Source organism: Methylobacterium komagatae (assembly GCF_042661665.1).
Lineage (GTDB): Bacteria > Pseudomonadota > Alphaproteobacteria > Rhizobiales > Beijerinckiaceae > Methylobacterium > Methylobacterium komagatae.
The window spans coordinates 4,262,855-4,282,564 of the sequence record NZ_JBHSWN010000001.1; the positions used below are offsets into that span (position 1 = coordinate 4,262,855).

At 70.6% G+C, this 19,710-nt stretch carries 17 protein-coding genes and 3 pseudogenes; 12 read left to right on the forward strand and 8 right to left on the reverse strand.

All coding sequences use genetic code 11. The features are described from left to right. Nucleotides 1-72 precede the first annotated feature (72 nt). From cobU to ACFQE0_RS21260, 5 genes are all read left to right on the forward strand, one after another. The gene (cobU, locus tag ACFQE0_RS21240; RefSeq protein ID WP_378973164.1) at nucleotides 73-600 is read left to right on the forward strand and encodes a bifunctional adenosylcobinamide kinase/adenosylcobinamide-phosphate guanylyltransferase; all 528 of its coding nucleotides are present in this window, start codon (nucleotides 73-75) and stop codon (nucleotides 598-600) included. Beyond that, the gene (gene cobO / locus ACFQE0_RS21245) at nucleotides 597-1,199 is read left to right on the forward strand and encodes a cob(I)yrinic acid a,c-diamide adenosyltransferase (protein ID WP_378973167.1); all 603 of its coding nucleotides are present in this window, start codon (nucleotides 597-599) and stop codon (nucleotides 1,197-1,199) included. Before cobU ends, cobO begins: the two co-directional genes overlap by 4 nt. A gap of 29 nt (nucleotides 1,200-1,228) precedes the next feature. Next, on the forward strand, nucleotides 1,229-2,689 hold the full coding sequence (locus tag ACFQE0_RS21250) for a cobyric acid synthase (RefSeq protein WP_378973169.1): 1,461 nt from the start codon (nucleotides 1,229-1,231) through the stop codon (nucleotides 2,687-2,689). A 56-nt stretch (nucleotides 2,690-2,745) separates the two neighbouring features. Next, nucleotides 2,746-4,095: an MFS transporter gene (locus ACFQE0_RS21255; RefSeq protein WP_378973172.1), complete on the forward strand. Its 1,350-nt coding sequence runs from the start codon at nucleotides 2,746-2,748 to the stop codon at nucleotides 4,093-4,095. Between the two features lie 172 nt (nucleotides 4,096-4,267). Then, on the forward strand, nucleotides 4,268-4,444 hold the full coding sequence (locus ACFQE0_RS21260; protein WP_378973174.1) for a hypothetical protein: 177 nt from the start codon (nucleotides 4,268-4,270) through the stop codon (nucleotides 4,442-4,444). A gap of 105 nt (nucleotides 4,445-4,549) precedes the next feature. Here the strand turns inward: ACFQE0_RS21260 and ACFQE0_RS21265 are convergent, their stop codons facing one another. Beyond that, the gene (locus tag ACFQE0_RS21265; RefSeq protein ID WP_378973176.1) at nucleotides 4,550-5,467 is read right to left on the reverse strand and encodes an NAD(P)-dependent oxidoreductase; all 918 of its coding nucleotides are present in this window, start codon (nucleotides 5,465-5,467) and stop codon (nucleotides 4,550-4,552) included. Between the two features lie 37 nt (nucleotides 5,468-5,504). Then, nucleotides 5,505-6,487, reverse strand: a pseudogene (cbiB, locus tag ACFQE0_RS21270) (adenosylcobinamide-phosphate synthase CbiB). Here cbiB and cobD point away from each other — a divergent pair. After that, nucleotides 6,479-7,498, forward strand: a complete 1,020-nt coding sequence (gene cobD / locus ACFQE0_RS21275) for a threonine-phosphate decarboxylase CobD (protein ID WP_378973179.1) — start codon at nucleotides 6,479-6,481, stop codon at nucleotides 7,496-7,498. The pseudogene cbiB and the gene cobD overlap by 9 nt on opposite strands. A 57-nt stretch (nucleotides 7,499-7,555) precedes the next feature. Here cobD and ACFQE0_RS21280 read toward each other — a convergent pair whose 3' ends face one another. Continuing rightward, complete coding sequence (locus ACFQE0_RS21280; RefSeq protein ID WP_378973181.1) at nucleotides 7,556-8,806, reverse strand: MFS transporter; 1,251 nt, start codon at nucleotides 8,804-8,806, stop codon at nucleotides 7,556-7,558. Nucleotides 8,807-9,003: 197 nt separating this feature from the next. On the opposite strand from ACFQE0_RS21280, the gene ACFQE0_RS21285 reads away from it, so the two are divergent. Both ACFQE0_RS21285 and ACFQE0_RS21290 read left to right on the forward strand, forming a co-directional pair. Continuing rightward, nucleotides 9,004-9,195, forward strand: coding sequence for a hypothetical protein (locus ACFQE0_RS21285; RefSeq protein WP_378973184.1), 192 nt, complete (start codon nucleotides 9,004-9,006; stop codon nucleotides 9,193-9,195). Nucleotides 9,196-9,307: 112 nt separating this feature from the next. Further along, the gene (locus tag ACFQE0_RS21290; RefSeq protein ID WP_378973186.1) at nucleotides 9,308-10,744 is read left to right on the forward strand and encodes a malonyl-CoA decarboxylase; all 1,437 of its coding nucleotides are present in this window, start codon (nucleotides 9,308-9,310) and stop codon (nucleotides 10,742-10,744) included. Here the strand turns inward: ACFQE0_RS21290 and ACFQE0_RS21295 are convergent. Then, nucleotides 10,741-11,325, reverse strand: a complete 585-nt coding sequence (locus ACFQE0_RS21295; RefSeq protein WP_378973188.1) for a TetR/AcrR family transcriptional regulator — start codon at nucleotides 11,323-11,325, stop codon at nucleotides 10,741-10,743. The genes ACFQE0_RS21290 and ACFQE0_RS21295 overlap by 4 nt on opposite strands. 54 nt (nucleotides 11,326-11,379) lie before the next feature. On the opposite strand from ACFQE0_RS21295, the gene ACFQE0_RS21300 reads away from it, so the two are divergent. Continuing rightward, a complete protein-coding gene (locus tag ACFQE0_RS21300) occupies nucleotides 11,380-11,826 on the forward strand; it encodes a monooxygenase family protein (protein WP_378973191.1) in 447 nt (148 codons plus the stop codon). Between the two features lie 71 nt (nucleotides 11,827-11,897). After that, nucleotides 11,898-13,409: a malonate--CoA ligase gene (locus tag ACFQE0_RS21305; RefSeq protein WP_378973193.1), complete on the forward strand. Its 1,512-nt coding sequence runs from the start codon at nucleotides 11,898-11,900 to the stop codon at nucleotides 13,407-13,409. Nucleotides 13,410-13,689: 280 nt separating this feature from the next. On the opposite strand, the gene ACFQE0_RS21310 is transcribed toward ACFQE0_RS21305, so the two are convergent. The 4 genes and pseudogenes from ACFQE0_RS21310 to ACFQE0_RS21325 form a co-directional block, all read right to left on the reverse strand. Next, nucleotides 13,690-14,379 carry a hypothetical protein gene (locus ACFQE0_RS21310; RefSeq protein WP_378973195.1) on the reverse strand — a complete coding sequence of 230 codons (690 nt, stop codon included), beginning with the start codon at nucleotides 14,377-14,379 and terminating at the stop codon, nucleotides 13,690-13,692. Nucleotides 14,380-14,431: 52 nt separating this feature from the next. After that, nucleotides 14,432-14,803: pseudogene (locus tag ACFQE0_RS21315) on the reverse strand (DUF3618 domain-containing protein). A gap of 19 nt (nucleotides 14,804-14,822) precedes the next feature. Then, on the reverse strand, nucleotides 14,823-15,233 hold the full coding sequence (locus ACFQE0_RS21320) for a phage holin family protein (protein WP_378973198.1): 411 nt from the start codon (nucleotides 15,231-15,233) through the stop codon (nucleotides 14,823-14,825). 2 nt (nucleotides 15,234-15,235) lie between these two features. Next, nucleotides 15,236-15,751, reverse strand: coding sequence for a hypothetical protein (locus ACFQE0_RS21325; RefSeq protein ID WP_378973201.1), 516 nt, complete (start codon nucleotides 15,749-15,751; stop codon nucleotides 15,236-15,238). 285 nt (nucleotides 15,752-16,036) lie between these two features. Here ACFQE0_RS21325 and ACFQE0_RS21330 point away from each other — a divergent pair. Next, nucleotides 16,037-17,458: pseudogene (locus tag ACFQE0_RS21330) on the forward strand (alpha,alpha-trehalose-phosphate synthase (UDP-forming)). Nucleotides 17,459-17,483: 25 nt separating this feature from the next. Then, the gene (gene glgX / locus ACFQE0_RS21335; protein ID WP_378973203.1) at nucleotides 17,484-19,592 is read left to right on the forward strand and encodes a glycogen debranching protein GlgX; all 2,109 of its coding nucleotides are present in this window, start codon (nucleotides 17,484-17,486) and stop codon (nucleotides 19,590-19,592) included. The last annotated feature ends 118 nt before the right edge of the window (nucleotides 19,593-19,710 follow it).

A 19,710-nucleotide genomic window follows, 5' to 3' on the forward strand; every position in this document is an offset into this window, starting at 1 on the left:
CCTATAGTCGGATGAATCGCAGACGGCAACCGCCGGTTTTGACCCACGGTGCAGTTCGGGCGAAGAGGAGCCATGTCGTCGCCTCCTCCCCGTCTCACCCTCGTCCTGGGGGGCGCCCGTTCCGGCAAGAGCGCTTATGCCGAGGCGCTGGTCACGTCCTGCCCCGCGCCGTGGCTCTATCTCGCTACCGCCGAGATCTGGGACGACGAGATGGCCGAGCGCGTCGGCCAGCACCGGGCGCGGCGGGGGGAGGGGTGGATCACCCGCGACGCGCCCCTCGCCCTGCCGGAGGCCGTCGCCGCCGCGCCGGGGCCGGTGCTCGTCGATTGCCTGACCCTGTGGCTCACGAACCTCATCCTCGCGGAGGCCGACATCGCCGCCGCCACCACGGCCCTCGAAGCCGCCTGCGCTGCCGCGCCGGGGCCCGTCGTGCTGGTCTCGAACGAGGTCGGCCTCGGCATCGTGCCCGACAATGCCCTCGCCCGGCGGTTCCGCGACGAGGCGGGGCGCCTGCACCAGCGCATGGCGGCGCTCGCCGACCGGGTCGTGCTCACCGTCGCCGGCCTGCCCCTCACCGTGAAGCCAGGAGCCCCCGCATGACCGACGAGGCCGACCGCCATCGCGAGAAGATGGAGAAGCGCAAGGCCGTTCAGGATGCCGAAGTCGCCGCCAAGACCATCGAGAAGGGCCTGCTCATCGTCCATACCGGCCCCGGCAAGGGCAAGACCACGGCGGCCCTTGGCCTGATGGTCCGGGCGCTGGGGCGCGGCTGGACGGTCGGCATGGTCCAGTTCATCAAGGGCGGCTGGGACACGGGCGAGCGGCACGCCTTCGCGGCCTTCGGCGATCGGGTCACGTGGCACACCCTCGGCGAGGGCTTCACCTGGGAGACGCAGGACAAGGCCCGCGACATCGCCGCCTGTCGCCATGCCTGGGACGTCGCAACCGGGCTGATGGCCAATCCGGCGATCCGCCTTCTCGTCCTCGATGAGCTGAACATCGCGCTCCGCTACGAGTATCTCGACCTCGCCGAGGTCGTGGCGGCGTTGCAGGCGCGGCGGCCGGACCTGCACGTGGTCGTCACCGGCCGCAACGCCAAGGCACCACTGATCGAGGCCGCCGACCTCGTCACAGAGATGGGCAGCGTGAAGCACCATTTTGCGGCGGGTGTGAAGGCGCAGGAGGGGATCGAGTTCTGAGCACGCCGCCCCGCTCCCCCCGCGCCCTGATGATCCAGGGCACCGGCTCGGATGTCGGCAAGTCGCTGATCGTCGCCGGTCTCGCCCGCGTCTTCGCGGACCGGGGCCTGCGCGTCCGGCCGTTCAAGCCGCAGAACATGTCGAACAATGCCGCCGTCACCGCCGACGGGGGCGAGATCGGCCGCGCCCAGGCGCTTCAGGCGCGGGCGGCGCGGGTGCCGCTCTCCGTCCACATGAACCCCGTGCTCCTGAAACCGCAGAGCGAGGTGGGCTCGCAGGTGGTCGTCCAGGGCCGCATGGTCGCCACGGTGAAGGCCCGCGACTACCAGGCCTGGAAGCCGCGCCTCCTGGCCTCCGTCCTCGACAGCTTCGCCCATCTGAAGGCACAGGCCGATCTCGTCCTCGTGGAGGGGGCGGGCTCCGCCTCGGAGGTGAACCTGCGCCCCGGCGACATCGCCAATATGGGCTTCGCCCGCGCCACCGGCACGCCCGTCATCCTCGTCGGCGATATCGATCGGGGCGGGGTCATCGCCAGCCTCGTCGGCACCAGGGTGGTGGTCGATCCCGAGGATGCGGCGATGATCCGGGGCTTCCTCGTCAACCGCTTCCGGGGCGATCCGACCCTGTTCGCGGACGGGATGCGCCTCATCGCCGAGCGCACCGGCTGGGAGGCGCTCGGCCTCGTTCCGCACCTGCCCGAGGCGGCCCGCCTGCCGGCGGAGGATGTACTCGGCCTCGTGGGTTCCGAAGCACGGGGGGCGGGCGCCGTCACCGTGGCGGTGCCGGTCATGCCGCGCATCAGCAATTTCGACGATCTCGATCCCCTGCGCGCGGAGCCGGGGGTGCGTGTGGTGCTGGTGCGGCCGGGACAGACGATTCCGCCGGAGGCCGCCCTGGTGCTGCTGCCCGGATCGAAGACCACCATCGATGATCTCGACTTTCTCCGGGGCGAGGGCTGGGACATCGACATCCGCGCCCATTGGCGCCGGGGTGGGCATGTGCTCGGCCTGTGCGGCGGCTACCAGATGCTCGGGCGCCGCATCGCCGATCCGCACGGGATCGAGGGCCCGCCGCGCGACGTGCCGGGCCTCGGCCTGCTCGATGTCGAGACGGTGCTGACGGACGATAAGAGCCTCGTCTCGGTCACCGGCACCAGCGTGGCCGACGGCCTGCCCTTCGCCGGGTACGAGATGCATGTCGGGCAGACGCGGGGGCCGGACGCCGCCCGGCCCCTCCTGCGCTTCGCGGATGGGCGGCCGGACGGGGCGGTCTCGCCCGATGGCCGGGTCCACGGCACCTATGTCCACGGGGTCTTCGCCGACGATGCACAGCGCGGCGCGTGGCTCGCCCGCCTGGGCACGCGGAGCGCGGACGCCTCCTACGAGGCCGGCGTCGAGGCCGCCCTCGACCGGCTCGCCCGTCACATCGAGGCGCATGTCGATTGCGACCGGCTGCTCGCCCTCGCACGGGAGACCGAGCCCGGTCTATAACTCAGAGTAATGAGCTCGCACCTGTCCGGCGACGGGCTCGCTCGGAGGATGCGGCCATGGCGAGCGAGATCCAGGATCCGGAATCGGACCTCGGCAGGGACACGATCCGTACCGTGACCCTGCGGCTGATGCCGCTGCTCGGGCTCATGTACCTCGTGGCCTATATCGACCGGCAGAACATCTCCTACGCCAAGCTGGAGATGGTCGGGGCGCTCGGCCTCAGCGAGACCGCCTACGGCCTCGGCGCCTCCCTGTTCTTCCTCGGCTATTTCCTGTTCGAGGTGCCCGCCAACGTCTTCCTGGAGCGGGTCGGAGCGCGGATCTGGTTCGCGCGGATCATGTTCACCTGGGGGCTGGTGACGGTGCTGCTCGGGTTCACCCACGGCACGGCCATGTTCTACGTGCTGCGCTTCCTGCTCGGGGTGGCGGAGGCAGGGTTCTTCCCCGGCGTCTTGTTCGTGCTCACCCTCTGGTTCCCGCAGGCGCACCGCGGGCGGATGATCGGCTGGTTCATGATCGCCTCGGCCTTCGCCAACGCCATCGGCGCGGTGGTGGGCGGGGCGCTCCTCAACCTCGACGGCGTGCTCGGCTTCGCGGGCTGGCAATGGGTGTTCCTAGCTACCGGTCTGCCCGCCCTGTTGCTGGCCGTCGTGGTTCTCGTCGCGCTGCCGGACGGGCCCGGCGTGGCGCGCTGGCTCGCCCCGGCGCAGCGGGACTGGCTCGTGCGCACCATCGAAGCCGAGCGGCAGGAAGGCGGCCTCACCGAGCACGGCAACCCCTTCGCCGCACTCCTCGACCGGCGGGTCCAGATGCTGGCCTGCGTCTACATCGCCTTTCCCCTGGCGGCCTACGGCCTGAGCTACTGGCTGCCGACGGTGGTGAAGGGGTTCGGGGTGTCGAGCCTCGCCAACGGCTTCATCAACGTCATCCCCTGGTTGGTGACCGCGTTCGCCCTGTGGTGGGTGCCCCGCCACGCGGCCCGGACGGGCGCGACGGGGCAGGCGCTGACGTGGCACGTCGTCGGCCCGGCGCTCGTGGCCGCCGCCGCGCTGGCACTCAGCGTCGTGCTGCCGGGCAACGCGGTGAAGTTCGCCTGCCTGTGCGTCGCGGCGGCAGGCACGTTCTCGGCGCAGCCGGTCTTCTGGACCATGCCCGGCACCTTCCTGCGCGGCGCCTCGGCGGCGGCGGGGATCGCGGCGATCAACTCGGTAGGCAATCTCGGCGGGTTCGTGGCTCAGAACGCGGTGCCGATGATTCGCGATGCCACGAGCAGCGACCTCGTGCCGATGCTGTTCCTCTCCGCTTGCCTCGCGGCGGGGGCGGGGCTGATGGTCCTCGTTCTCTCGGCGCTGCGCCGGGACGCGGCGCGGCGAAGTGCGCCGGGAGATGCGGCCACGGCGGGCTGAACGGAATGGGCGATGGCGCGTTGATCTCGAACCGGCGCGACGGCTCCGGCGGCCTTGCGGGGCTCGCCTCCTCCGTCACTGCACGACGGCCCGGACGGAACGCGTCCGCAATGCCGCATCGTGAGCGAGGGTGCTCTCACCACCGGCGGGAGGCACCGGGAGGACGCGGGCGATGAGCAACGGTTACCCCCTGCTGTTTCTGGCTTTCGGCACGATCGGGGCCCTGTGGTTCCTGGGCGCGGCGGCGCGCAAGCAGGTCGCGGACCTGAAGGGCCATCCGGGCCGCTCCAACATCATTCGCGACCATGGCGGCCCACCGCGGCCGAACATGCCCGGCACGGAGCACTAGAGCATTTTCCGCCGGAGTGGACGCCGGTTCGGCGCAAGAAAATGCCTCAATAACAATGGTCTAGAGCGCTTTCTGTGATCCAAGGATGACAGACAACGCTCTAGCTCACACCCCGGCCGCGACCCGGCGGCAATGCTCCAGGGCGGCGCCGATCAGGTTGTCCGCCGCCTCCGGCGTACGGAAGGCCGAGTGGGCCGACAGGGTCACGTTCGGCAATGACGTGAACGGGTGGCCCACGGGCAGCGGCTCCACGCCGAACACGTCGAGCCCCGCTCCGGCGAGACGGCCCGCGCGCAGGGCCTCGACCAGCGCCTCCTCGTCCACCAGGGCGCCACGCGCCGTATTGACGAGGATGGCGCCCGGCCTCATCGCGGCGATCCGCGCGGCTGACAGGAAGCCTCGCGTCTCGTCCGTCAGGAGCAGGTGCACGGACACGACATCGCTCTCGGCGAGCAGCCGGTCGAGGTCCACGAACTCCACGCCCGCCTGGGGCCGGGGTGTCCGGTTCCAGGCGAGGACCCGCATCCCGATGCCGCCGCAGAGCCGGGCCATCTCGGCCCCGATCCCGCCGAAACCGACGAGTCCCACCGTCTTGCCCGTGAGCTGGATGCCGTCCGTGCGCAGCCATTGCCCGGCGCGCATGCCGACATCCATCCGGGCAAGGCCCTTGGCGACCGACCACATCAGGGCGAAGGCGCCCTCGGCCACCGCCGTGTCGCCGTAACTGCGGATCAGATGGACATCGATGCTGAGTTCGGCGCTGAGCGCCTCCGGGTCCATGTAGCTCCGCGCTCCCGTGCCGAGGAACACGACGTGCTTCAGCCCCGCGCAGGCGCGGGCCACGGCAAGGGGCAGGGCGGTGTGGTCGATGAGCGCGATCTCCGCTCCCGCGAGAAGGCGAGGCAGATCCTCGGGCATGGTGTCCGGATCGGCGTGGATCGCGAGCGGCGGATCCCCTGGACGGCGCAATCGCTGCGCCACCGCCGCCAGGGTCTCGTTGGCATCCACGAATACCGCGCGCATCGGGCTCTCCTCGTGGGGCTGGCGTAACACGCTCAGCCTACAGTCTCGCTGCCAGGACGAGCGCCAGCAGCCCCACCACCAGCCCCCCTGGATCAGGCAGGCGGTGCGGTAGAGCGCGAGCGCCCGGCCGATATCGCCGGGCGTCGCCTCGGCCCGGCCGTCGCCCATATGCGCGTCGGGGACAAGGGCGCCGTCGTAGATGCGGGGGCCCGCGAGCTTCAGCCCCAACGCGCCCGCCATGGCGGATTCGGGCCAGCCGGCATTGGGCGAGCGGTGGCGGCGCGCGTCCCGCGCCATGGCCCGGAGCGCGCCGCGCCCATCGGCGCCGCGCAGGAACGCCGCCCCCGCGATCAGCAGACCGGCGAGGCGGGAGGCGGGAAGGTTCACGAGATCGTCGAACCGGGCCGCCGCCCAGCCGAAGGCGGCGTAGCGCGGGGTGCGGTGGCCGATCATGCTGTCGGCGGTGTTGGCGGCCTTGTAGAGCGCTCCGCCGGGCAGGCCGAATGCGCCGATCCAGAAGGCGGGCGCCACGATCCCGTCGGAAAAGTTCTCGGACAGGCTCTCGATCGCCGCCCGGCAGATCGCCGCCTCGTCGAGGCGGTCGGGATCGCGTCCGACGATCATCGAGACGGCCCGGCGCCCGGCCTCGAGGCCGCCCGTGCGCAGCGCCGTCTCCACTGCCGTCACATGCTGGTGCAGGCTGCGCTGCGCGGGCAGGCTGGCGCAGAGCAGGCCGAGGATCAGGAGGGCGGGGAGGGGCCCGGCGAAGGCCGCCGCCCCGGTGAGGAGGCCCGCGACCCCGCCCACCACCGCCAGCAGCAGGATCAGCGTGAGTACCCCCGCGAGGCGTCGGCGCCTGTCCGAGCCCCGGTTGAGCCCCCGCTCCAGGGCGGCGATCAGCCGCCCGATCCAGGTGACAGGGTGGCCGATGGCCCTGTAGAGCGCGTCCGGATAGCCCAGAGCCGCCTCGATCCCGAGGGCGATGGCGAGAAGGGCGAGCGTGTCGGGCGGATGGACCATTCGGTGTGGAGCGTTTCCGCGCGTGACGTCGCCGCGATCGCCCATGGCGGCGAACTCGGCGGACTGCGACAGGCCTTCCCCGATGCGCCGCGGCCGTGGCTCGACCTGTCGACGGGGATCAACCCGGTCCCCTATCCCGTGCCGGTGATCGAGGCCAGCGCCTGGCTGCGCCTGCCCGAGGCGTCCGACGTCGCGGCCTTGCGTGAGGCGGCGGCCGGGGCCTACGGCGCGCCGGATGCCGGGCATGTCGTGCCCGCGCCGGGCACGCAGATCCTGATCGAGACCCTACCCCGCCTCGTGGCGCCGACCGAGGTGGCGATCCTCGGCCCGACCTATGCCGAGCATGCCGCCGCGTGGCGACGGGCCGGGCACGCGGTGCAGGAGGTCTTGAGCCCGGACGGAATCGGCGCGGCGCGGGTCGCGGTGATCGTCGATCCCAACAACCCGGACGGCCGTACCCTGCCGCTCGCCGCGCGGCGCGACCTCGCCGGAGCGATGCGCGCCCGGGGCGGGCTGCTCGTGGCCGACGAGGCCTTCGCCGACCTGGAGCCCGTGGAGAGCCTGTGCCCCCATGCCGGACCGGGACTCGTGGTGCTGCGCTCCTTCGGCAAGACCTACGGGCTTGCCGGATTGCGGCTCGGCTTCGCCGTGGCCGATCCTGAGACGGCGGCGCGGATCGCCGCGGCGCTCGGCCCCTGGGCGGTGTCGGGCCCGGCGCTGGCAATCGGAACCGCCGCCCTGTCGGATGCCACGTGGCGCGAGGCGGCCTCACGGGCGCGGGGGGCGGATGCCGAGCGCCTCGACCGGATGATCCTGCGCGGCGGCGGGTGCCTCGTCGGCGGAACGCGCCTGTTCCGCACGGCCGACTTTCCCGACGGGTCCGGCCTCTACCGGCGTCTCGCGGAAGCGGGCATTGCCGTACGCCGCTTCGCCGAACGCCCGGAGCGCCTGCGCTTCGGCCTGCCGCCAGACAAGGACGCGTGGTGCCGGTTGTCGCGGGTGATGAAGTAAGCGAGAGCCCAGGGGCCTTCCCCCGGACCCCACCGAGGGCCTTCTGAGATCCCGGTTTCAGCGGTCGCGTAGCGCGACCAGGACGGCCAGGGCGGAGCAGGTCAGGCCGACCGCGCAGACGCCGGGCCAGCCGACCAGCAGGAAAGCCTGCGAGCCCGCATAGGCGCCGAGCGCCGCGAACACGAATATCGTCGTGAACAGGACGGTGTTGATCCGGCCCCGCGCCCCCGGCACCAGGGCATAGGCGCGGGTCTGATTGGCGATGAGCGCGCCGTTCATGCCGATATCGATGAGCAGCACGCCGATCGTGATCGCGACGAGGGACCATGCGCCCGCCGCCCAGAGGATCACAAAGGACAGGGCGACCATCAGGCTCCCGCCGAGCACCACCGGCTTGGCGCCGCTGCGATCGGCGAAGCGGCCCGAAAGGGGCGCCACGAAGGCGCCGCAGACACCGATCACCCCGAACAGTCCCGCACCGGCGGCGGTGAGCCCGAAGGGCGGCGCTTCGACCAGAAGGGCGAGCGTTGCCCAGAAGGCGTTGAACCCGGCGAAGAGCAGCCCCTGCGACAGGGCGGCGGTGCGCAGGACCGGCTGCGTCTTGGCGAGGCCGACGATCGAGATCATCAGCGCGCGGTAGCGCAGGCGCTGGGTCTGGGGTGTGTGCGGCAGGGTCGCGGCGGCGATACCCGCCATGGCCAACGCGACGGCCGAGGCGATGAGGAAGACCGGCCGCCAGCCGAGATGGGCGCCGATGAAGCCGCTGGCCGTCCGCGCGAGCAGGATGCCGGAGAGGAGCCCCGTCATCACCTGCCCGACCACGCGTCCCCGGCTCGCATCCGGGGCGAGTTCGGCGGCGAAGGGCACCGCCTGCTGCGCCGCCGAGGCGAGCATGCCCACGAGCAGGTGGGCGATGGCGAGGGAGAGCAGGTTGCCGGACAGCCCGACGCCGAGCAGCGCGAAGGCCATGGCGAGGCATTGCAGCACGATCAGCCGTCGCCGGGGCAGGGCGTCACCCAGCGGCACGAGCCCGACGATGCCGAGGCCGTAGCCGACGAGCGCCGTCGTCGGCACCCAGAGGGCGGCGCGCTCGCCGAACTCGGCGACGATCAGCCCGAGCAGTGGCTGGTTGTAGTAGATGTTGGCTACGGCTCCGCCTGCGATGAGCGTCAGGCCGAACCGGGCCTTACCGTCGAGGGGGCGTGCACGGGGGATGAGGCGGACAGGGCGCCCTCGCGAGGTCGGGGGTGAACGGGTTCCGAGCGGATAGGCGTTGGCTCTCCGCCCCGGCAACCCGGCGCGCCGCATGGCCGCGCCCCGCCGGACGCCCCTGCAATCCGGCCGGAGACACCCCATATGCACAAGATGCGGGCAGCCAGCCCGCGACTGACCGGGCCCTGCACGGCTCACGCCGCCGCAGGTTCCGACCAGCCGTCATTCTACGATCGGGGAGCCGATCCGTTCCCGGCGAAAGCCGGAGGAGGGTCCCCAGCAAGGAGTACGGGATGCTGAACTACCGGGTCGATTTCGCCAAGGAGATCTTCGGGGTGCCGTTTACGGTGGGATCCGTGGAGATCAGCCGGGCGCGCGATCCCGAGCGCGCCCGGCGGGCCGCAGAACTGCGCTTCGCCCGCCAGCACGGCGTCGGGGATTGGCGCGAGCGGGCGGACCTCGCCATGCTCGCCTCGCGGGTCTGAGCGATCCCGTGTCGCTTTCTCCTTGGCCGAACCACGGTGGCCGCCCTAAACTAGGCTGAACGCGCGGGCGGCCCCGAACCGGGCCGGCGCCAGGGATGAGGTCACGGGGGCGATGGCGGCGATCTCCTTCTTCGGCGACCTGCTGCAGACGATCAGCGATCGGGGCCGCGACCTCGTCGGCCTCGGGCGGGGCGACATCGCCGCCCGCGCCGGCGCCGCCGACCTCGCCCGTCTCTGCGACGACCTCATCTCCCGGCGCGGCGAGGCTTCGGGCGTGGCCCTGGCCCGCGCCATCCTCGACCGTTACGCCCACCTGTCGGCCGCCGAGCGGCACGAATTCCTGCGGGCCATCGCCCTGGATTTCGGGGCGGATCACCGCGCGGTCGATGCGGCGATCACCGCCTATCTCGCCAACCCGAGCCGCGCCCGTCTCGGCACCCTGCACGAGGCGGCCGAGCCGCGCAGCCAGGAGCTGATCCGCCGCCTCAACCTCGCGCGCGGCGGCACGCTGAGCCTCGTGCGCATGCGCGAGGATCTGTTCGATCTGCGTCGCGACCTGCGCAAGGAAAGCAGGGGGGCCAAGGGCGGCGGAGACAAGGCGGATGCGGCCCTGCTCGACGCCGCTGACAGCCTCGATTCGGATTTCGAGCACCTGTTCGCCTCCTGGTTCAACCGGGGCTTCCTGGTGCTGCGCCACATCGACTGGACGACCCCGGCGCATATCCTCGAAAAGATCATCCGCTACGAGGCGGTCCACGCCATCGCGGATTGGGACGATCTGCGCGCCCGGATCGAGCCGCCGGACCGGCGCTGCTTCGCCTTCTTCCATCCGGCGCTCGCCGACGAGCCGCTGATCTTCGTGGAGGTGGCGCTCACCGACACGATCGCCCCCGCCATCGCGCCGATCCTGTCCCGGGAGCGGAAGCCCCTGCCGCCGCGCTCGGCCACCACGGCGATCTTCTATTCGATCTCGAACTGCCAGAAGGGCCTTGCGGGCGTCACCTTCGGCAACTTCCTGATCAAGCAGGTGGTGGAGGATCTGGCCCGCGAGATTCCGAGCCTGAAGACCTTCGTCACCCTCTCGCCGGTGCCGGGCTTCGCCACCTGGCTCACCCGCGAGCGCCGGGCCGACAGCCCGCAGAGCCTCCTGCCCGAGGATGTGGAGGCCCTGCGCGGCCTCGATATTCCCGGCTGGCACGAGGACAAGACCCTGTCCGAGACCATCCGCAAGGCGATGATCCCGGCGGCGGCGGCCTATTTCCTCCGCGCCAAGAACGAGCGCGGGCGACCCCTCGATCCCGTCGCGCGGTTCCACCTCGGCAACGGCGCGAGGCTGGAACGGATCAACTTCCTGGGCGACGTCTCCGACAAGGGGATCGGCCAGTCGCACGGGCTCATGGTCAATTACCTCTACGACCTCGGCGCCATCGAGAAGAACCACGAGACCTACGCCAATCTCGGCACGGTGGCGGCCTCGTCCTCCGTCAGCCGCGAGTTGCGCGCGAGCAAGCTGCCACCACCCCGCGCCGTGGCGCTCGCCGACGCCTAAAGCCTCGTCAGCCGGGCGAAGCCGAGGGTGATCCGGCGGGCGAGGGCATCGCTCTCGCCGGACGCCAGGGGAATCCGCCGGTCGAGGATCAGGGCTGCGAGCCCGTGGACCAGGGACCACGCGGCCAGCGTCAGGTCCTCCGCGGACATGGCAGGACCCGCGAGCGCCGCCGCCCGCCTTTGCAGAATCGCGTAGGCTCGCGACCCTTCCCTCAATGTCTCGGAGGGTTGGCACGGGGCTGTGAACATCAGCCGGAACAGGGCCGGATGCCGACAGGCGAAGGCGACGTAGGCCGCGCCCTGTGCGGCCAGGGCCTCGGAGCCTGAAGCACCCGCATCGGCCGCCTCGAGAGCCTGCGCCAGCGCCTCGAATCCGTGAGCCGCCACCGCGTCGAGCAGGGCGTTCTTGTCCTTGAAATGCCGGTAGGGGGCCATCGCGGAGACGCCGCAGGCTCTGGCCACCGCCCGTAACGACAGGTTCGCCGCGCCGCTCTCCTCCAGCTGGGCCAGGGCCGCGGTGAGAAGGGATGCCCGCAGATCGCCACGCGGGATGGGCAGGTCGTCTCGATGCGATGTTGACACTGTAAGCAGGCCGCCGTACGTTTACGATGTAAGCAGAGGGTATGAGACCGCGTGATGCAAGTCCCCTCCCGCCGTTCGGTGGATTTGTCCGCCTATCCCGACCTCGTCGTGGTCTATCTGGGCTTCCGCGTCACGCGCTGGCGCGGCCTCATGGCGCTGATGGGCCTGGGACGGGGCATCGCCGCCTCGGTGCGTTCGCAGCCGGACGGGCTCCTGGCTCACGAGAACCTGTTTTTCGGGCTGACCCATGTCGGCATGCGTCAGTATTGGCGCGACCTGGACAGCCTGGAGCGGTTCACCCGCTCGGAGCCACACCGGACGTGGTGGCGGGACTTCTCGCGCGATGCCAAGGGCTCCGGCTTCTGGCACGAGGCCTATGCGCGGGGCGGCATGGAGGCGATCTATGTCGGCATGCCCGCGCCCACCGGGCTCGGCCTGTTCGCGCCGGAGAAGGCGCCGGAGGGGGCCTTTCTGTCGTCCCGGCAGCGGCTTGCTGCCTGAAAGGGCTCGCGGGAGACGGACGGGGCGGCTAGAGAGGCGGACAATACGCCAGTCACAACCCGGCTCTCTCGATGACGAACCACCTCTTTTCCCTCGTGCGGGACGGTGCCCCCGACCTCGCCAAGACCGTCATCGAGACGCATGAGGGCACGCTCTATTCCTACGGCGACCTGATCGCCCGCTCCGGCGCCTATGCCGCCGCCCTGAAGGCGGCGGGTGTCGCGCCGGGGGACCGGGTGGCGGTGCAGGTCGAGAAAAGCGCGGAGGTCATCTTCCTCTATCTCGGCGTGGTGCGGGCCGGCGCGGTGTTCCTGCCGCTCAACACCGCCTACACTTCGGCCGAGATCGGCTACTTCCTGGGCGATGCCGAGCCCGCCCTGTTCGTCTGCGATCCGGGCAAGCGCGAGGCGCTGTCCGAGTCCGCCGCCGGGGTGCGGCAAATCTGGACCCTCGACGCGGCCGGTCAGGGCAGCGCCGCCGAGGCCGCGGACGCGCAGGACGGGGCCGCCTTCGCAGACGTGGCCCGTGGGCCGGAGGATCTCGCGGCGATCCTCTACACATCCGGCACGACCGGGCGCTCCAAGGGCGCCATGCTGAGCCACGACAACCTCGCTTCCAATGCCCGCGTGCTCGTGCAGCATTGGCGCTTCACGGCGAAGGACGTGCTGATCCACGCCCTGCCGGTCTTCCACACCCACGGCCTATTCGTGGCGACGAACACGGTGCTGGCGAGCGGCGGCTCGATGCTGTTCCTGCCCCGGCTCGACCCGAAGAAGATCCTCGACCTGATGCCCCGCGCCACCGCGATGATGGGCGTGCCGACCTTCTACACCCGGCTCCTCAAAGAGCCGGGCCTCACCCGCGAGGCGTCGTCCTCGATCCGCCTGTTCGTCTCGGGCTCGGCGCCATTGCTCGCGGAGACGCACCGGGAGTGGCAGGCCCGCACCGGCCACGCCATCCTCGAACGCTACGGCATGACCGAGACGAACATGAGCACCTCGAACCCCTATGAGGGGGACCGCGTGGCGGGCACGGTCGGCTTCCCCCTGCCGGGCGTAGACCTGCGGGTGGTCGATCCCGAAACGGGCGCGGCGCTCGGGCCCGACGAGGTCGGCATGATCGAGGTGAGGGGCCCCAACGTATTCAAGGGCTACTGGCGCATGCCGGAGAAGACTGCCGCCGAGTTCAAGGCGAACGGGTTCTTCATCACCGGCGATCTCGGCAAGGTCGATCCGCGCGGCTACGTCCACATCGTCGGGCGCGGCAAGGATCTGATCATCTCAGGCGGGTTCAACGTCTACCCGAAGGAGGTCGAGACCGAGATCGACGCCCTTCCGGGCGTGGTGGAATCGGCGGTGATCGGCCTGCCCCATGCCGATTTCGGGGAGGCAGTGACGGCAGTGGTGGTGGGCGGCCAGAACGCCCCGGCCGAGGCCGCCATCGTGGCCGATCTGGAAGGTCGGCTGGCCAAGTTCAAATGCCCCAAGCGCGTGCTGTTCGTGGACGAACTGCCGCGCAACACCATGGGCAAGGTGCAGAAGAACGTGCTGCGGGAGCAGTATAAGGGGCTGTTCGGGGGCTGAGCAGCGACACCGATCCCACTCTCGCCTTCGTCGTGGGTGTCCGGCCGAGAAGCTGCGCGTTTCCCTTCTCCCCGTCTTGCGGGGAGAGGGCTGAGCCCCCCTTGCCGGGGGCGAAGCGAGGCGGCAGCCGAGGGTGAGGGGGAGGACCGGAGGAGTCTCGTCCTGCGAGCCCCCTCACCGCCGCTCCGGCTTCGCCTCCGCTTCCCGTTTGCACGACGAGGTGCAAACGGGCCTCTCCCCGCAGGCGGGGAGAGGGGAAGGCTCCCCCGTACAGCCGACCTTACAGGTTGTGCTGCGTCCGCTCCCCGGCGGGCGGCGTCTCGTCCTCGGCGCCGGTCGCCTTGCGGACGACCTCGTTCAGATTGTCCGGATCGAGGGCGGACTGGACGAATTCCCGGCCGCGATGGGTCATCTCGCGGGCGTAGCGCAGGCCCTCGCCGCGAACCTCGTCGGCATACGGCCCGAGGCTGCGATCCTCCTGGCGGGTGCGCGGTAGCAGCGCGCCTAACAGAAGACCGGCGGCGACGCCGACCACGCCGACCAGCAGCGGGTTGTCCTCCACGAACCGTTCGACCTGGGTGCGGCTGCGACGCAGGCCGTCGAGACCCTGCACGGTCAAGTCGTCCAGACGGCGCATGTTGCGGCGGTGGAGATCGCCCGCCCGGCCGCGCGCCTCGTCATAGGCCGCCTCGGCCCGGTCCCGCACCCGGTCGGCCGAGCCGCCGAGCCGGTCGTGGATGTCGTCGGCGAGGCCGGTGATCTTGTCCCGTGCCCGGTCGGCGAGATCTGAGGCGCGATCCCCGAGATCGTTCGCGGCATCCGCCGCGCGGTCGACGCTGGCCGAGGCCGCGCCGGGGAGGGGATCGTGGCGGCCGGTCGGGTCGGGACGCAGGGTGTGGTCTCCGGCCGCGCCCGGGGCGGCGGCGGGGTTGAACGGCTCGCCCGCTGGGAAGCCCGGCTTGTCGGTCATGCTCGTATCCTCGGCGGTCACGCGTATGGGAAAGGTCCGTCCTTCGGGATGGTTAGATCTCGGTCTTTTCCAGGGGATCCTGGACCGGGCGGGCGGCGGGTCCGTCCGGGTCGTAGTCCCGCACCGCGTCCGTCGCGATGGTGTCCACCCGCGCGGCCGAGACCTGCGTGCGGCGGCGCTCGGTCTCCTTGGCCATGCGGCTGAACAACATCCCCACCCCCGCCGCGATCAGCAGCACGGGAACGGGATTGCGGCGCACGGCGTCCAGCGCGCCGTCGTAGACGTTCGCGAGCTAGGGGACGCGCCGGGCATTGCCCAGCATCTCGTCGACGAGATTGGGCACCGAGAGGCGGCCCTGGATCTGGTCGATCGTGTCATCGAGGCGGGCGCGGCTTTCCTCGATCTCGCGCTCGAGGTCGTTCATCGAACTCATGGCGTCCTTCTCATCCTGAGACGCGTTCCGACAGGGCCTGGGCGTCCTGCCGAACCTGGCGGGTGGTGCGGGTCGGCGCGAGGGTCGAGAGCGACAGCACGCTCCGTGCCCACAGGGCCATCCCGATGGCGAGCACGAACAGCGTGCCGCCGACAATCAGCGCCGCGAGCCATTCCGAGCCGACGATGGTGGCGAGCCACTTCACGAAGGCGTCGATCAGCACCAGCAGGGCGACGACGGCGAAGACCGCCGCGCCGATCATGCAGGCGAGGCCCACGATGAGCTGGCGGACGTTGCCCGCCATCTCGGCCCGGAACAGAGCAATTTCCTTGCGGGCGAGCTCGTTGGTCTCGCGCAGGGCGTCGCCGATCAGGCCCTGAATCGAACTCGCACCTTGGCGGGGGTCGGAACCTTGGCTCATGATCAGGCCCGGTAGCTGTCGCGGACGTCCTCGTCCGGCGGAACGTTCGAGGACTTGATGAAGCGTGCGGCCAGCAGGCCGACCATGAAGGTGCCCACCGCCACCGCGACCGGCGCGCGCCGGGCGATCGCCTCGGCCTCGCCGTAGAACTCGCTGAGACTGCGGCGCTCGATGGAGGTGCCGAGCTGCTCCAGCCCGTCCGCCGCACTGTCGAAGAAGGCACGCACATGCGGCTTGTCGGCCATGTCCTTGCCGGAGCCGCGCAGGGAGCGCGCGAGATCCTGCACCGATTGCGCCGCCTCGCCCTTGCGGCGCTCGACGTAATCCTGGGCCTGGAGGCGCGCCGCATCGATGAGGCCGCGGCCCTGCTCGGCGGCGACGCCGGCGAGGTTCTCCACGTCGCCCTGCAGCCCACGCCACTCGGCCTTCGCCCGAGCCCCTTCGGTCCCATCCGGTCCGGAGGTCGCGCCCTGAGCGGCGCCATGCGGCACGTCGTGCGGGAATTCGGGTTCGGCCATCGCGCTCAGACTCCTTTTGTCGCGGTGTCCCGCGACGGCTGTGTAACCGGCTGAACCTGTGACAGTTCCTCGATTCGAGCCGAAACCCGCACGGCTCAGCTTGCGTTCAGCCGGAGGATGCCATGACCCCGGCGTCACCCTCGGGACCCCGGCCGTGCTTGACCTGCACCCGGCTTCGCGCTTGGGTTGCCGACGTTAAGGATCGCCTCTCAACGAGATGCGTTCTACACACGGTATCTGTGCGTCGGCGCGGGCTATTCGCGCCTCAAACGGGAGCCCACCCGAGTGGCACGCCTTGTGATCGTATCGAACCGCGTGGCCGTCCCGGAGGAGGGCGGCAAGGCCGTCGCGGCTGGCGGTCTCGCGGTTGCGGTCAAGGAAGCGTTCAGCGCCTATGAGGGCCTGTGGTTCGGCTGGAGCGGGCGGATCACCGACGAGCCCTCCGAGGAGCCGACGCTCATCGACCGGGGCCGGGTCCAATACGCGGTGGTGGATCTCTCCCCCGCGACCACGCCGAATATTATGCCGGGTTCGCCAACCGCGCCCTCTGGCCGATCATGCATTACCGGCTGGGGCTCGGCGCCTTCTCGCGCTCGGATTATTCCGGCTACAGCCGGGTGAATCGCACCTTCGCGCGGGCCCTCGCCAAGCTTGTCGAGCCCGACGACATCATCTGGGTCCACGATTACCACCTGCTGCCGCTGGCGGCCGAACTGCGCGGCCTCGGCCTCGACAACCCGATCGGCTATTTCCACCACATCCCGTGGCCTGCGGCGGACGTGTTCAATTCCCTGCCTGCCAGCGGCGAAGCGCTTCGCGCCATCGTCGATTACGACCTGATCGGCCTGCAGACCGACCCCGACGTACAGAACCTGCAGCGCAACCTCATCGACACGCTGCGGGCGATCCCGCTGGGCGGCGGCTCGCTGATGGTCGACGGGCGCCGCACCCGGATCAAAAGCTTCCCCATCGGGATCGACGTGGCGGGCTTCCAGGAAGCCGCAGATAAGGCGTCGTCCAACAAGGTGGTCCGCGAGACCATGGCAGGCTTGCGCACCCGCAAGCTGCTGATCGGCGTCGACCGGCTGGATTATTCCAAGGGCGTGCCTGAGCGGATGGAGGCGGTGGAGAGCTTCTTTGCCTCGAACCCCGACCAGCGTGGCAACGTCACCTACATCCAGATCACCCCGAAATCCCGCAGCGAGGTGCCGGAATACGAGCAGGCTCGCCCGCGAGGTGAACGAGAAGGTCGGCGAGATCAACGGCTCGCTCGGCGACCCTGCCTGGACGCCGATCCAGTACATCACCAAGGCCTATCCGAGGCCCGTGCTCGCCGGCCTCTACCGGGCGGCGCGGGTGGGACTCGTCACGCCGATGCGCGACGGCATGAACCTCGTCGCCAAGGAATATGTCGTCGCGCAGAGCGACGAGGATCCCGGCGTGCTGGTGCTGTCGAAATTCGCAGGCGCGGCGCGGCAATTGCCTGAGGCGCTGCTGGTGAACCCCTACGACCGGTTCGAGGTCGCGGAGGCGATCCGGATGGCGCTGTACATGCCGAAGGCGGAGCGCGTGGCGCGCTGGCGCCCGATGGCGGAGCGCATGGCGCGCGAGGACGTGGATTGGTGGGCGCGCAACTTCCTGGCCGAGCTCGAAGCCTTCCGCACGACGGAACGCGAGCCTCCGACCACCGCTGCCGCGGCGGAATAGCTCCCATCCTGCCCGGACCACGCCCATGATCGCCGTCGATGACGGGGTGCCGGCACCGCTCGGCGCGCATTTCGACGGCCGCGGGGTGAACTTCGCCCTGTTCTCCGAACACGCGACGGCGGTCGATCTCTGCCTGTTCGAGCCGGGCGAGCGGCACGAGACGCGTACCGTCCGCCTGCCCTGCCGCACGGACGACGTCTGGCACGGCTACCTGCGCGGGCTGCTGCCGGGCCGGCTCTATGGCTACCGGGTTCATGGACCGTGGGACCCCGCCCAGGGCCACCGCTTCAACGCCTCGAAGCTCGTCCTCGACCCCTATGCGCGGGAGATCCGGGGCCGCATCCGCTGGCACGACGCCCTCTACAGCCACCGCCGCAGCGGGACCCGGGCCGACCGGATCGATCGCCGCGACAGCGCCGTCTACATGCCGCGCGGCGTCGTCACGGCGCCGGACGTGCCCGACCTCGCCCTCACCCCCGTGCGGCGTCCGCTCTCGGAGACGGTGATCTACGAGGCGCATGTGAAGGCGCTGACCCGGACCCATCCCGACATCCCGGAACAGGAGCGCGGCACCTATGCGGCGATGGCCCATCCGGCGATCATCGAGCACCTCGTGAAGCTCGGCGTCACGGCGCTGGAACTGCTGCCGATCCAGGTCTTCGCCGACGACCGGTTCCTCGTGGACAAGGGTCTCGTCAATTTCTGGGGCTACCAACCCTACAACTACTTCGCGCCCGATCCGCGCTACCTCGGGGAAAGCGGCGTCAGCAGCCTGAAGGCGGCGATCCGCGAATTGAACGCGGCCGGCATCGAGACCTGGCTCGACGTGGTCTACAACCACACCGCCGAGGGCGGGCTGACCGGGCCGACCTTGAGCTTCCGCGGCATCGACAATGCCAGCTACTACAAGGCCGAGCCGGGCGACCCGTCCCGCGACCTCGACTGCACCGGCTGCGGCAACACCCTCGACGTCAGCCATCCGCGCGTGATGCAGATGGTGCTGGATTCCCTCCGGCATTGGGTCACCGCCTACGGCATCGCGGGCTTCCGCTTCGACCTCGCCTCCAGCCTCGGGCGCTCCCCCGTGGACTTCACCCCTCGCGCCGCCTTCTTCCAGGCCGTGGCGCAGGATCCGGTGCTGGCGCGCGTGAAGATGGTGGCCGAGCCCTGGGATATCGGCATGGGCGGCTACCAGCTCGGCGGCTACCCGCGCGGCTGGAGCGAGTGGAACGACCGGTTCCGTGACGCCACCCGTGGGTTCTGGCGCGGGGATTCGGGCACACTCGCCAAGTTGACCCAGGGGCTGACCGGCTCGCGCGAGACCTTCGCCGCCTCGGGACGCTCGCCGCTCGCGAGCATCAACTTCATCGCGAGCCATGACGGCTTCACCCTCGCCGACGTCGTCTCCTACGAGGAGAAGCACAACCACGCCAACGGCGAGGAGAACCGCGACGGTCACGGCCACAACGTCAGCCGCAATTACGGCGTCGAGGGCGATACGGATGAACCGGCGACCTTGGAGGTCCGCGCCCGCCAGAAGCGCAACATGCTCGCCACGATCATGCTCGCGCAGGGCGTGCCGATGCTGCTGATGGGCGACGAGCGATCCCGCTCGCAGGGGGGCAACAACAACGCCTACGCCCAGGACAACCCGACGAGCTGGATGGACTGGACGTCCGATCCCGACCCGGACCTGACCGCCTTCGTCGCCCATTGCCTCGCCTTCCGGCGCGCGCAACCGGCGCTGCGCCGCCGGGCCTTCTTCACGGGCGAACTGATCGATCCCGAGGAGCCCCTGCGCGACGTGCATTGGCTCTCTCCCGAGGGTGGGGAGATGGAGGGACGCCACTGGGGCGACGACGGATTGCGCGTCTTCGGCATGCAGATCGGCAACGACCGGGTCGAGGCCGACCGGCTGCTGATCCTGTTCAATGGCGGGGAGAGGGAGGTGTCCTTCCACCTCGCGCCCATCGTCGGTGGTCCTTGGACGCCCGCCCTCGACACGACGGAGCCCACGGGCGCACCGCGCGCGAGCGAGCCCATCCCGGCGGGCGGCACCGTTGCGCTGTCCGGGCGCTCGCTCTTGGTGCTGACCGCCTCGGGGGCGTTCGTGGTGCCGGACGCGGCGGCTTAGCCGACGTCGCCCGCTTGCGACGGCGGTGTCACGCTCGCCGCAGCCATGCACCCACCGGCATCCCCTTCGCTCCGTGGCGCTCTACGTGCATCGGTCGGGAACCGGATCAACTCCGGGG